Origin of the sequence: Mesotoga sp. UBA6090, from assembly GCF_002435945.1 — a bacterium.
GTDB lineage: Bacteria > Thermotogota > Thermotogae > Petrotogales > Kosmotogaceae > Mesotoga.
Window position 1 is genome coordinate 16,501 of the sequence record NZ_DIXC01000012.1, and the last position, 14,100, is coordinate 30,600.

Sequence of the window (14,100 nt, forward strand, 5' to 3'; positions counted from 1 at the left end):
TAATAATCGCTGGCCGGGATCGGTCAGTTAATCTTTGCATTTAATAAAGTAGAAGATTACAGGCCGATGGAAAACCATCGGCCTTATTTTTTTTAGGAGGGTGAGAAAATGGAAAGCATCGGAAGATTGAGTACCAGAGTAGTTGAACATCTTAGAGATCCTTTGGTGAAATCGGCAGTTCGAGTGAAGTCTGCGATAATGGGAGAAGCAGGCAAGTTTCTTCGGGGAAAGGAATTTGTCGAACTCCTTCCAACAATAATCTCACCGATTACCGACCCCCTGAATCATGAGGTCCACAACGCTAAGTTCCGTTATTATGATCAGGAGTATCGTCTAACCCAGTCGATGATATTTCATAAGCAACTGGCGTGCAAGACCTTCGACAGAATCTTCATAGTCTCCCCCAATGTAAGACTTGAAACGTCAGAGAAGGCGCTTTCTGGAAGACACCTTTTTGAATTCAGTCAGATTGACCTGGAAATCCGAAATGCAAAGAGAGACGACGTAATGACCCTGGTGGAAGATCTCATAACTACACTTATCGTAGAAGTAAAAAGTAGTTGCAAGGAAGAACTGGAATTGCTTTCTTCGAACCCTTCCATACCAACAACACCCTTTACGAAAGTAAAATTCATGGACGCTTACGAACAGTATGGAAAGGACTTCGAAACAGTCCTATCTTCGAGCTTCAAAGAACCGTTCTGGCTGATCGATTTTCCAATATGGGAAAGGGAATTCTACGATCTGTTGTCACAAGACGGAAGAACGCTCAAAGACATGGATCTAATTCTTCCTAACGGTTTCGGGGAAACTCTATCAGGTGGCGAACGAGAGTGGGAATACCAGAGGATTATTAGCAGAATGGAATTCAAGGGTAATGATCCAGAGGAGCTAGCATGGTACATGGAGATAGCAGAAGCGGGTGAACTTGTTCCTACTGCAGGTTGCGGAATTGGTGTGGAAAGGCTTACAAGGTATATGTGCTCTCTTGATAATGTTGCTAGAACCAGACTCTTCCCCAAGGTCCCCGGTCGGAGCTGGATTTAGAAAAAAACTCCCCTTAACTGGGGAGTTCTGGCTCCAGCGGAGGGACTCGAACCCCCAACCGTCCGGTTAACAGCCGGATGCTCTGCCATTGAGCCACGCTGGAACACATTGATTATTGTAACTCGAATCAAAGTTTATTTCAAGTAGCCAAAGCTACTGAATGAAAGTTTAACTTCTTCCTACTGGCCGCGTAGCGACAAGTGAGGTTCCTTCACCGTCGATGTCATCTATCAGGACATCCCCGATCTCAACCGGCGCCTCAACAGCTATTCTGCTAATCAAATTCATCTTTTCCAGTATTACGGCTCTGTCTATTGGACCTGTGGTCTTCACAGAAGCAAGGGGATGCTTCCCGTTCAAAACCTTCACGCTAGTTGTAAGTATTCGTTTCGGCATTACGAGTTCATTGAGTGCATACTCCTTTCCTCTAGGGCATTTGTTACCCGTTATAGAGTATTCCCGACCACTTTTCTTCACTGAAACCCTGCAACCCACTGGGCAGATTACGCATGTGATGTGTCCTTCCATCAGCGCACCTCCACTGTAAGCCGTCCCGCACCCATAAGAGGAGCAAGCTTTTCTTTGTTCATTACTATCTGAATCATCTCACTGGGTACACCATACGAGAAAGCCTTTTCAAAGTCGAGCTCTTTAAGAATGACCGTGCCCTCATTCATTGGCTTCCTCAACCTAATATACAATCTCAAGTTCTCCTCCATATCGACTATCCCCGGAACAAGAACTCCCACATTCTCGCCCCTGACTACTGGTACTCTGTCACCAGAAGTGCTTTCTCCGAGGGCGTATAAGGCCGCATGGCGCCCTGCTATCCAACCTTCGGCCGCTACATAGTCCACAAGGTCGAATATTGCCACATTGTTCCCCGCCGCAAAAACCCCCTCGACGCTACTCTCGCCTGTATTAGAAACAAGAAATCCTTTGTTTATGTGATCAATTCTCAAATCATTATCGAAATCCTCGACCTGTGGCAACAATCCCGCTGAAAGAATCAGAGTATCGGCGTTGAGACGTCTAGAGGTTCCGGGAACTGGCATGAATGATTCATCTACCTCTGATATCTCTATCTCCTCTAACCTTCCGTTGCCCAGAACCTTCGTTACGGTTGTTGAAAGAAGAAGAGGAATCTCATAGTCTTCGAGACACTGAACTATGTTTCTTGTGAGCCCACCTGGATAGGGCATTCTTTCAACCACTCCAACAACTTCAACGCCCTCAAGCGTTAGCCTCCTAGCCATTATCAACCCAATGTCTCCAGAACCAAGTACGACAGCCTTCCTTGAAGGAAGATAATTCTCAAGATTCACATATCTCTGTGCAAGCCCGGCCGGCATGATTCCCGACGGTCTATCACCCTGTATAAGCAGTGATCCAAAAGGTCTCTCTCTTGCTCCTGTAGAAATCACAACAGCCTTTGACAAAATCTCGAATGCACCCTGCGGGGACAAAACCATCGCCCTCTTATTTATTACATCTATCTCTCGAACATATGATTCGCCAATAACCGTAACTTTCTCTTGATTCATCTCGTTCTGGAGTCGAACAGCAAATTCCGGCCCTGTAAGCTCTTCCTGGTAGAACTGAAGACCAAAGCCATTATGGATACATTGATTCAGTACGCCTCCCACCACCGGCTCTCTTTCAAGAAGGGTGACTTCAACACCTGTCTTAGCCGCGCTGAGGGCACAGGCCATACCAGCTGCGCCTCCACCTATTACGAGCACATCAGTGGTAAGTCTTTTCACTGTCTCACCTTCCCGTCAACTATCCAGCTTCCTTCTCCGTTCTGTCGAACATCACACAACTCCTTATTCAACTCTCTGGCAATAATCTTTGCGATGTTCCAGCTACAGAAACCGCCTTGACATCTACCAAACCCAGCTCTTGTTCTAAATTTCACTCCGTCAATTGTCCTGGCACCGTCCCTGATTGCCTGAATTATCTCTGCTTCCGAAACCTCATTGCACTGACAGACTATCCTTCCATACTCGGGATTCCTTTCTATCAATTGCGCAACTCTTTCGAAGGTGATCTCCTTGATTCTCTCTCTTTCTTCGATGATTGGGATGAAATCGTCTCTCTCAACAAGATTCACTTCAGCTTCGGGAACGATTTTGCTGACTACGTATTCGGCAATTGCGGGCGCCGCAGTTAAGCCCGGAGACCTTATGGCTCCCACAGTAATGAAATTCCGAAGTTCTTCGGCTCTCTTTATATAGAAATCCTTTCGATCAGTCTCCGGTCTCAGTCCGGCAAAGGACTTGATATACCAGCCCGGATTATCTATTCCGGGAATCAGATACTCCCCGGAATTTCTGACAGAGACCAATCCCTCATCAGTAGTACTTACATCTTCAGGAGCAAATCCCGGCAACTCGACCGAAGTGGGACCAAGAAGAACACCTCCGTCAACCGTTGGAACAACGAGTCTTCCTTTCCCTTCGGCTGTAGGGAGAGGAAAGACTATCCTCCGAACAAGCGAACTTGCCTTCCTGTCCAAAAGTATGTACTCACCTTTTCTCAACTTAACTCTCGGTACATATACTCCGAATCTCGATGCAACTTCTTCAAAGAAGAGACCGGCCGCGTTTATTACTAGATCGGATTCAAGTCTCCTTCCTGAACGAAGGAAGACCTCCACAACCTTTCCTTGTACAATTCTTCCTCCGACAACCTCATCATTTGTAATGACTTCCCCGCCATTCGCTGCAACGTTCATAGCCGAAGCAATAGCTACCATCCAAGGTTCAGTAATACCAGCACTACCACAAAAGAGAGCAAACTTGAAGTCGTCAGATATGTGCGGTTCAAGGTTCTTTAGCTCACTTTTTCCAACGATTTTAAGATCTTGAACACCGTTCTTTACACCGTTCTCCAGAAGCTCCTTGAGCTTAGGCAAATCACTTTCATTATTAGCAACCACGATAGATCCAATTCGCTTAACAGGAAACTTCAGTTCCTCTGAAAGCTTCGTAAACATTGAATTTCCAACAGCACAAAATTCGGCCCTAAGGGTGCCCGGCGGATCATCATATCCTCCATGCAGGATCGCAGAATTCGCCTTACTAATCCCTTGCCCTATGTCTTCCGACTTTTCAACCAGAATGACTTTCATTCTGTATCTGCTAAGCTCCCGGGCTATTAGCGAACCGACAACTCCGCCTCCAACAACGACCGCCTGCATCTGGCACCTCCAAAAAAAAACCACGCCATAAACGCATGGCGTGGTTTTCTCATATACTCTACCACGTGTATACAAATTATATCATAATCTCGATCTCGGCGAAAAACTGAAAACAGCTATCTGAATATCGTCTGTTGGCATATCTCGTTCGTCTATCTCTCTTCTCATAGTGTATCATCATTATACGGGAGGTAAACTATGCTACAGGGAATAATCGCAGCTTTATGGGACAGAAAGGAAAGACCGGACTCAGTCATTCCGGACACAGTGTTTTTCCTGAACGGTGGTCTCTTCGAAATTCGGGAGAGAATTGATCAATTCAAGAGTGCGGGAAAGAGAGTTTTCGTTGATATCGATTTCGTCTCAGGTCTTTCCGGAGATGAAGATAGCGTTCTTTATCTAAAGAAGAGCGGAGTCGACGGTATCATCACCGCAAAGTTAAGGATCTTCAAACAGGCCATGAACGCTGGTATGTCTGAAAGTCTCCTGAGATTCTTTGCGTTGGATTCAAGAGCAGTTGAAAAGGGCATTCAGCAAATCGTCTCTAATGGCGTAAGAAACATCGAAATATTACCAGGAATTGTGTCAGCCAAGATCGCTCCAAAGATAAGATCCTATGCGCCGGACATAACAATTGTCGCAGCAGGATTGATAGATAGTGTCGAAGAAATCGAATTACTGAAGAAGCATGTGGATGGTGTTTCGACGAGTTCCACGTCTCTGTGGACTTACAGATGGTAATTACCTGTTAATTCTCGGATCCAGGACATCTCTGAGACCATCTCCAAGAATGTTCAGGCTCAGAACAATGATAGCTATCATCAATCCGGGAAAGAGTACGATCCACGGTGCGCTGAGCAAATAGGATGTGCCTTGTCCTACCATGCCTCCCAAAGTAGGTTCTGGTGGAGGTACTCCAAGACCAAGGAACCCGAGTGATGCCTCCGTTAGAAGGGCCGTTGATACGTTTGTGGTAAAAGTAACGATGAGTATAGAGGAGATGTTTGGAAGGATATCCGTCAACATTATTGAAATGCCCTTTTTTCCCAACGCTTTTGATGCCTTCACATATAGACTGTCCTTCAACGACAAAGTGGCTCCCCTGACAGTTCTTGCGAAAATCGGAACGTAGACCAGGCCAATTGCGAATATGAGATTGGTCATGCTCGAACCAAAGAGCGCAATTATGAAGAGCGCCAATATCAACGAAGGGAAGGCGAAGAAACTGTCCATGATCCTCATTATTATCAGATCAGTCCAGCCGCCAATGTAGCCGGAAAGGAGTCCCAGCAAGGTTCCTATCATAGCAGATAGTGCAATTGCACTGGAAGCAATTATCACACTTTTCTGAATTCCATACATTGATCTTGAGAACACGTCTCTTCCAAACTGATCTCCACCAAATAGATAACCCCAGGAGGGCTTGCTCATGAAAGAGTCCATATTCATCTTATACGGATCGTACGGAGCAAACAGACCCGGAAACAAAGTGACCATAATAATTACAAGGACAATCGCAATGCTCACCGTATATATTGGATTATGGATTAATCTTCTTAATATTCTAAGCATTTCGCCCACCCTACCGAAGTTCGACACGAGGATCGATTAAAGTGTATATTACATCTACCACTATGTTTAGTAGAACTATCAAGATACCTATAAAAAGGACGATCCCCTGAACAACCGGGTAATCTCTTTCATTCACTACGTTGAGAAGAAGTCTTCCCATCCCTGGAAGCGCAAACATATTCTCAATAACAATAGTTCCGCCAAGAAGATATCCAAGCTGAATGCCGGAAAGTGTTACTACAGGAATCAGAGCGTTTCTCAATGAATGCTTGAAAATCACATTTCTCACACTCACTCCCTTTGCTCTTGCCGTCCTAACATAATCCTGATTCAAAACGTCTAGCATCGAGGTTCTCGTAATCCTTAAGATTTGGGCGGCAACCATCAGACCCAAAGTTAGAGAAGGAAGAAACATGACCTGAAGATTGGAAATCAGATCCACTCCCGGTCTTACATACCCAAAGAGATTGAACCCCTGAAAGGTACCGGAGAATAGAACTATGAAAATCGCCCCCACCCAAAAGGATGGGGACGAAAGGCCAATAAGGCCAATTATCCTTACGATATTATCGATGAAACGATTTCTCTTAATCGCAGATATGATTCCCATTGGAACGCCAAACAATAGAGCGAATCCAAGAGAAAATACAGACAGTTCAAGAGTAACCGGAAATCTTTCTCTTATTAATTCGGTTACGGCTCTCCCCGTTCTGAGCGAAGTTCCTAGATTAAGAGAAAGGAGGTTCTTAACCCAAATTCCATACTGAACGACTAGAGGCTTATCTAGACCATATTCCGTGTAGAGCTGCTCTATTTGGCTTTCAGTAAGATAGTTCTGAGTTCCAAGCATTATGTCCACTACATCGCCCGGAACAATATGGATCGCAATGAAAACCATGAATGTAACTAACAGAACAGTAGGGATTGCTGAAAGCAACCTCCTAACAACGTATCCGAACTCCATTCTCTGCTCTTCTTACTTTTTCTGAGTTTCTCTCAAGAACACAAGACTCTCGTTAGCCAGAGATCTGAAACCTTCTACAGCGTTATTCGAAGCAAATATCGTGTTTGCAGAATACAGGAACAGAATTGGCGAGTCTTCCACAAGCTTTTTCTGGAGCTCTACGTAGATCTTCTGTCTTGCGTAAATATCCGACTCACTTCTTCCTCTATCCAGTAGTTCATCCACCTCGGGGTTGCTATAGAGAAATACATTGGTTGATCCGCCGGTTCTGAAGGTTCTATTGAATTGAATATCCGGATCGATAGAACCGCTGTTCGAAGAAATGAAAGAGTCAAAATCACTTTCTCTCCATTTGCTAATGAAGATGCCCCATTCAACAATGTTAATCTTTGCTGTTACACCTATTTCGGCAAGCTGAGCCTGAATGACCTGGGCGACTTTGTCAAAGTTATATCTCTGAGCAGCAACAATCTCAAACTCAAAACCATTTGGATAGCCAGCATCAGTTAGCAGCTGTTTCGCCTTTGCAGGGTTGTAGGTGTACTCCTCGAACTCATTTGGCTGAACCGCCCAGAAATCTAGTTCCGGATTGAGCGGGCCAGTCACCGTTGCCTCGTCAAAAGCGACCGCCTTAACGATCATCTCTCTGTTTATCGCGTAATTCAGAGCATTTCTAACCTCTGGCTTGCTTAAAGCGCCTCTTGTTGTATTAAAGCCCAACAAATAATAACTCAGAACTGGTGTTCTGAATATCTTGAATCTATCCGTCGACAGCTGGTTTAGACTTAGTGGTTCGCCAATCTTAGCGAGATCAACATCTCCATTTCTCAGAGCAGAGACTCTTGTAACCTCTTCTGGCATAATCATCATCTTTATTTCGCTTAGATAAGGGAGTCCCTCCACAAAGTACTCGGCGTTCTTTCTCAGTGTTATGTAGTTACCTGCTACAAATTCGGCCATAAGGAAGGGGCCTGTTCCATTTGTCACGAGCTGCAGATTTGCTCCAGACTCTACAAAGCTCTTTGAAAGTATTGCGCTGTTGACACCTGCGAAGTTAGGTAGAAGTGAAGAGGCCATTGGAATCTTCAATTTGAACTCAACCTTGTTGCCTTCTATGACCTTTATCGATTTCACTTCACCGTAGTAAGTGGCTGCAGGAGCCTTCACATCAGGATCCATAATTCTTTCAAATGTGTACAAAACATCTTCAACAGTCAAGACTTCCCCGTTGTGGAATTTGACCCCTTCTCTGATTTCAAACACAATGGTATAAGGATCAACAACTTCGAAGTCTTCAGCAAGATTAGGTATTAGGTTCATGTTTTCGTCGTATCTCAGGAGACCATCATAGACGTTCTCAAGAACTCTGTGCGAAGCAAAAGCAGTCACAAGAGTCGGATCAAATCCTACTGGTTCAGTCTCAATTGCGATCACAAGAACGTCACTCACCGCAAACAACGCTACAGACAATATAGCTACAACAATCACTGCCAGAGACTTTCTCATACTAACACCTCCCAGGTTTGGACGCTATTCATTTCTGCTTTCTAGTAAAAGTGGATCATTTGGTCTTTGCACATCATAAATAAGTATTCTGTTTCCAGATCTAACTATCATGAGCCTCCCCGAAACCGAAATCTCGTCTACCTGCGTAAGCTCTAGATCTCTTAGCACAACCGGTGATGTTGGAGTACTTATATCAACGATTGCTATACCCTTGTCAGTTGAAGCGTAAAGGATGTTCTCAGAAATCTCTATTCTCAGTACAATGTAGTATCTGCCAACATTGCTTCTTAAAGATCTTTCGGTGTCTATAAGCTTTAGCCCGCCGTCCATACCGGCCTCTCCAGAAAAGACGACGCCATCCTTTTCGGCAACTGCTCTCGAGTATCCTTCGAGAGGCACAGAGAAGCTTGAAGTGCGATCAAGATATCTCGTTCCTTCTCTCTCAAGAATCTTTATTCCTGACAGTGCATCGGCCAAATAGACTCTTGAAAGATCCTCTGCCACGAACAGATCAACTGGTGTCGTCCAGTCCCTGTAGATAGTTTCCATTCTTTCGGGAATTCCGTTGCTGTTGAGTGAAACTCTTATCACAGCTCCAGCACTCTTGGTATCTAGAATCCACAAATAGCCTCCCTCGAAAACCATCTTTTCTGGAGTAGTGTCAGTTACGAGAGTGCCGACTACTTCCGCTCTGCCCGAACTGAAATCAATAGCGTTCAACCTTCCCGTTTTATCAATAACATAAAGGATCTTGCCGTTTAGTATCGCGGAAACACCTCCATCGTACTGGTAAGGAATTTCAACAATCTCGAGCCCCGAGCTGCCAAGAGAAACTATATTAAAAACCCCACCAAAGTAGAGAACAGTTACGTCCCTATCCTCTACAGAGGCGGTCGCATCAGAAGGTCTAGTCATGAACTGGCTTGCAGCCGTTGACGAGAGAAGCCGTCCATCACGCCATAACTCGACTCTCCAGTAATAAGCTTTGTCGTTTTCAAGTTGGCCTTGATATCGCAACGAGTTGCCGGTCGTCGTTCCCAGAAGGGACATCTGAGACTGGGATTCGCCAAGAAAGACTCTGAACTCTCCATCGTCCATACCATCAACTCGCCAGGTGAAAACAGGTGAAATATCGGAAGTGGAACCAGTAGCTGGAGATATGATCTCAAGATCAAACTGTCTACTCATGACAGAGAAGGTTCTCATTTGGGAAGTAACCGTGTTCTTTTCGTCCGACGCTACAATGTACCAGCGATAAGTCTGATTCATGACCAGACCGGATATTCTAATCTGATTTGTTTGCATAGACTCTCTGTATAGTTCCAGTTCGGGACCGGTACCAAAGTAAACCGAGTAGCTCAACTGATCTCCATCTGGGTCATAGCCGGACCAAACAAGATCAACGTATGACTCGTTCACCGTTCCTCTATCGACTGGACTTATCAAGGATATCTCGGGGGGCATGTTATCGACAGCAAATCCATAGGTCTCGCTCCTTGTGATAACACCGCTGTCATCGGTCAACTGAACATACCATTCGTACTCTCTTCCTGGAAGTAGCCTCCCTGTCTCGAAGCTGTCGCCCACAGGAGTATGTCGCGAAAGATTGCCAAGCTCTCCGAAGTACAGTTCTTTCTGCCTTATTGTACCTGTATCACCTTCCATATTCCATCTCAGTATTGTGCCTGAAGCAGGCACTTTTGCACCGTTTTTCGGACTGTCAAGTTCCACTCTATATGGACGTCCAAATATGAAACCTATAGGTTCTCCCGCATATTCATTATTGTCCCTCAAAACTGAGACAGCCCAATAATAATGCTTGCCATCGACCAGAGTCAAATCCGGTTTGTATGTGCTGTTCTGAACGACTTTCCTGACCAGCGGGCCAAAGTCCGAATCGTACAGCCTGAAAACGTATCCAGAGTTTTCCTGTAAGTATGACCAGGAGAAATCTCTCTCTTCTTCGTAGAACCCATCGACAGGATATTCATAGGTGAGTCCCGGGACTCTTGTCTTGATAGGGATCTCAAGCGTACCTCTTTCTCCTCCAGGATCCTCTGCAGCAACTGTGAGGAGATAATCCCTACCAGAGAGGAGATTCTCTATTTCATATCTCTGCAGGTTTCTACCTCTTGCCACAGGCAAGCCCAGCGATTCTTCGGCAGTATTCATGAAGACTTCCACATAGAGATCTTCGCCTTCGGGATCGTCCAACTCCCATTCGATTACAAGTGGTGCTGTCGCGCCTTCAAGGAATATCCGAGAAGGCTGAATTAGCTTAATGACCGGTTTCTGATTTCCCGTAATAAACGAATAATATGAGCTCACGGTACTCTTACCTCCGTCGTCTGTAACCTCTATCGCCCATTCGTATCTGCGTCCGGGTTCTAGATCCTCCACTGTGAATGAGTTTCCCGAGGCGACATATTCTTTCACGATACCGTCTGGCTCTCTCAAATAAACCTTTGCTGAAACTATTTCCCCGTCAGAATCACTGGATTCCCATCTCAAGGTCAGATTTCTTGTTGATACTTCTGAGGCTCCGTCTACCGGGAGTTTTAGCTCAGGTACTTTCGGCGGGAGATTTTCGCTTTTGAAGGACCAGATTTCTCCCTGTATCTCCGAATCTTCACTAATAATATCAACTCTCCAGAAATATTTCTTGTTGCTGAGCAGATCCTGAGTTAACTCTAGATTTGTTTGAGTAAGTACCTGTTCAAACACTACGTTGTCCATCTGATCACCAGTCCCAAGTGAGAATCTGTATGAGACTCCTTCGCTATTTCCATCGATTTCCCAGCTGAAGGCAGCATTTGAAATGGCGACTTCCTCCACACCAGGTTTGGGCGCTATTGGAAGTGTCAACGCAAGAGACTTATCGCCTGTACTGAAAGTCGCATCTTCACTTCTGGAGAAACCACCTTTCGAATCAATCGCAAGAACAAACCAGCGATAATCTTCATTCGCCTTCAGTTCTCTTGCAACATATTCTTGAGAATCTATAGATTCGATGATTCTTGAATCGTCTCTCGATTGCAGGTGAAGCTCATATCGGATAGAATCACCATCCGGGTCCTCTCCAGACCATTTGAAAGTAACAAGCGATGGTTCAACTTGTTCCAGAGAGAACGGGTGTTCAACAGAGACAGAAGGTGGCTTATTCCCTGGTGAAATTATGATCTCTCTCTCTGTTCTGCCCTCATTGGTATCGCTGGCACTAATAAGGAGACGGTAACGTGTCCCTTCATCAAGAGCCGGAAGGAAAACCGATGTCATTCTTCCCGAAGCGATTCTTATTGGCTCTTCCCCTTCCGGTCCGAAAAAGACCTCACTTGTTATGCTGTCTCCGTCAGGATCGTTTACTCTCCAGGTAACAGGGAACGAGGCCTGGCCGGGAGGGACAGAAGGATATCCCATCTCAATTATGGGTGCTCTGTTTGAAGTCCTGAAGATCCACTCTTCACTCTTCTTTTCCTTGCCAGCCGAATCCCTTGCCACGACGTACCAGCTGTAGGTGGTATTACCTTTGAGAGAAGGAACAGGGATTTCAGTAGAATTAGTGGTCCCTATCAGTGAGTGCCTCGATTGACCTTCAGCCAGATAGACATCAAAGTAAAGCTCATCAAGATAGTATTCCAGAGGAAGAGAAGTCTTCCAGGAGAGGCTCCCTATGCTCGCATCGAAATCACTGGCACCGCTTCTCGGGTTGTCTGGCGTCACTGCCGGCAGGTCTGCCCTCATTTGAGTCGTGAAGCTTTCTGTATAAGAAACGGATTCGCCTCCAAATGGATCTCTGGCGACTACCTTCCAGTAGTATTTCGTTGAGTAATCCAGTCTCTTAAGAGAAGAGACGTCTACTATCGATTTCTCAGCACCCTTAATCAATATGTCCTTTTCGTCAAGTCTGGGTTCTCTCCCGAAAAAGACGTCATAAACCAACTCATCTCCATCGGGATCAGACGAATTCCATTTGAGAATCAGATCTTTGAGCGGTACGTTTCCGAGATCACTACCCGGAGGAAGGAGTTCAGGTCGTTGAGGATATGTGTTCATCAAGACGAAAGTCCAAATTTCGCTCTCAGCTGATTTTCCGCCTTCTGTGTAGAGCCTGACCTTCCACCAGTACTGAGAGTGAGGATCCACTTCAAACTCGTGGGAGAAAGAGAATATGCCCTCTGTCGAAGACGTTAGCTCTCCCTGCAAATCGAGAGCTAATCTCTTAAGGGTGCTCTTGTCCTTTCCGGCGAAAACCTCGGCCATAAGACCATGTCTGGGACGTTCATATACTGCTTCCCACCTGAGCGTAACCTTCTCAGAATACTGAATTCTCTCCCCATTCTTGGGAACGGGTGATACATTCGAAATCAGTATCTTTGGTTCCGGAACGGGCCAGAGGAAGAAAGCGGCCACAACGGCAGCAACTATCACAAGCAGCAGGGTTATGATTATCGGCACTATTGTAGAACCTTTGTAATAGTGCAATGTGGATCCCTCCTCAGACTCGTAGTTCAATTTCGTGCGGTACGGATCCCTCCGAATTCATCTCTATCGTATCTTCGGAAAGCCGTAGCCCGCTAAGCATCTTTATATGCTTAGATTGAACGAGAAATTCGTTCGAAATCATCTCTATAGTAATGTATCCCAGTTCGATTCTTCTTGCAAAACCATTTCTGGGATCATCGTCAATGATTTCTACGACGGGTTTCCATGTACCGGTGTTGGCATAGAATTTCTCTTCACCATTACTAGAAATCATCCTGAGTACATGGCGGTGATTGTGACCCATGATGACTCCCTTCAGTTCACCAGGGACGACTGGGGGAGCCGTATCGCCATACATAAGGAAATACTCGTTGTTCATGGCTTTGTGGAAGCCTTTCTTTCCTTCTGCTCCAAGTAATCTTCTTCCCTGCCTGTAAAGATTATCCGTCCTCTTAAACTTCCTGTAGGCCATAACCAACCGTACCATCAGACTCCCAAGTTTCATTCCTCCGTGTTTGTTGACGAAGAGTCCTTCAATTACCTTGAGCCCCGGCCAATTAGCGTCTATCCATCGCTCGGCCTCATTGCTCTTCAACAGAAGAAGAAACTGTCTCGACCATTCTTCCTGAAGATCCGAATCAACGTCGTAAACCCTCCTGATGTAATCGAACCATTCGAAGACGTCGAGAGTCGGGTGAATATTCTGATAATCTCTTATGGCTTGCTCTGGAAGCTCTGTTCTCAGAAGACAGCTGTCGAAGTTCTTCATCATGAACCGAGCCAAATAGTCCCCAAATGGCTGCAAGAGCTGCCCAGACTTTCTGTCTCTGAAAAACCTGTTCACAATATCGTACTGATTGCCATGCAAAGCTATCGTGTTAAACTCTCTGTCAAGATAATAAGGTACTATTTCAACTTTTCCGGCCTCTCCAAGCATTTCTTTGAGCCTCGTTCTTAGCTTATTATTGAAAAGCAAAAGCGAGTCGTGGTTACCCACTACATAGATTAATCGACCCCTTTCAGTAAAGTCTCTAAATGCTTTGAAGACTTCCTCATGCTTTCTTTCAATGACTTCAAGAATGGACTCATCAATCTCTTTAAGAAGCTCTTCAAAGGACAACAACCCCCTGTTCTTCACGAATTCTGAATTCAGAAGCTCAAGACCATCTCCAACAATTATGATTTCGCTGAATTTCTTCTCCTTCGAACTCGATATCAATTCCACAAGATCGGAATCAAACTTGAAGTCATCCTTCAAGGTCCCGTCACCAATGTGAAGATCACTCAAGTATAGTTTTTTCACTGTGGTCCTCCTAAGTTCCATAAT

The 14,100-nt window shown here is 45.3% G+C and carries 10 protein-coding genes and 1 tRNA gene; 2 read left to right on the forward strand and 9 right to left on the reverse strand.

Annotated elements, in window-relative coordinates; translation table 11 throughout:
* The first annotated feature begins 108 nt into the window (after positions 1-108).
* A complete protein-coding gene (locus B3K42_RS01910; RefSeq protein WP_110989938.1) occupies positions 109-1,047 on the forward strand; it encodes an asparagine synthetase A in 939 nt (312 codons plus the stop codon).
* A 28-nt stretch (positions 1,048-1,075) separates the two neighbouring features.
* On the opposite strand, the gene B3K42_RS01915 is transcribed toward B3K42_RS01910, so the two are convergent.
* From B3K42_RS01915 to B3K42_RS01930, 4 genes are all read right to left on the reverse strand, one after another.
* Positions 1,076-1,150 (reverse strand) — tRNA-Asn (locus B3K42_RS01915).
* A gap of 65 nt (positions 1,151-1,215) precedes the next feature.
* A complete protein-coding gene (locus B3K42_RS01920; protein ID WP_110989937.1) occupies positions 1,216-1,575 on the reverse strand; it encodes a DUF1667 domain-containing protein in 360 nt (119 codons plus the stop codon).
* A complete protein-coding gene (locus B3K42_RS01925; RefSeq protein WP_110989936.1) occupies positions 1,575-2,810 on the reverse strand; it encodes an NAD(P)/FAD-dependent oxidoreductase in 1,236 nt (411 codons plus the stop codon). The genes B3K42_RS01920 and B3K42_RS01925 overlap by 1 nt, the downstream gene beginning before the upstream one ends.
* The gene (locus tag B3K42_RS01930; RefSeq protein WP_110989935.1) at positions 2,807-4,249 is read right to left on the reverse strand and encodes an NAD(P)/FAD-dependent oxidoreductase; all 1,443 of its coding nucleotides are present in this window, start codon (positions 4,247-4,249) and stop codon (positions 2,807-2,809) included. Before B3K42_RS01930 ends, B3K42_RS01925 begins: the two co-directional genes overlap by 4 nt.
* A 198-nt stretch (positions 4,250-4,447) precedes the next feature.
* Between B3K42_RS01930 and B3K42_RS01935 the strand changes: the two genes are divergently transcribed.
* Positions 4,448-4,990 carry a glycerol-3-phosphate responsive antiterminator gene (locus tag B3K42_RS01935; protein WP_110989934.1) on the forward strand — a complete coding sequence of 181 codons (543 nt, stop codon included), beginning with the start codon at positions 4,448-4,450 and terminating at the stop codon, positions 4,988-4,990.
* Here B3K42_RS01935 and B3K42_RS01940 read toward each other — a convergent pair whose 3' ends face one another.
* The 5 genes from B3K42_RS01940 to B3K42_RS01960 are packed head-to-tail and all read right to left on the reverse strand — an operon-like array spanning position 4,991 to position 14,076.
* Positions 4,991-5,821, reverse strand: a complete 831-nt coding sequence (locus B3K42_RS01940) for an ABC transporter permease (protein WP_110989933.1) — start codon at positions 5,819-5,821, stop codon at positions 4,991-4,993.
* 10 nt (positions 5,822-5,831) lie between these two features.
* A complete protein-coding gene (locus B3K42_RS01945) occupies positions 5,832-6,785 on the reverse strand; it encodes an ABC transporter permease (protein ID WP_110989932.1) in 954 nt (317 codons plus the stop codon).
* Positions 6,786-6,797: 12 nt separating this feature from the next.
* Positions 6,798-8,291 (reverse strand): ABC transporter substrate-binding protein, encoded by a 1,494-nt coding sequence (locus B3K42_RS01950; RefSeq protein WP_110989931.1) that lies wholly within the window; start codon positions 8,289-8,291, stop codon positions 6,798-6,800.
* 24 nt (positions 8,292-8,315) lie between these two features.
* Positions 8,316-12,773 carry a fibronectin type III domain-containing protein gene (locus tag B3K42_RS01955; RefSeq protein WP_110989930.1) on the reverse strand — a complete coding sequence of 1,486 codons (4,458 nt, stop codon included), beginning with the start codon at positions 12,771-12,773 and terminating at the stop codon, positions 8,316-8,318.
* A gap of 13 nt (positions 12,774-12,786) precedes the next feature.
* Complete coding sequence (locus B3K42_RS01960; protein ID WP_110989929.1) at positions 12,787-14,076, reverse strand: metallophosphoesterase; 1,290 nt, start codon at positions 14,074-14,076, stop codon at positions 12,787-12,789.
* Between the last annotated feature and the right edge of the window lie 24 nt (positions 14,077-14,100).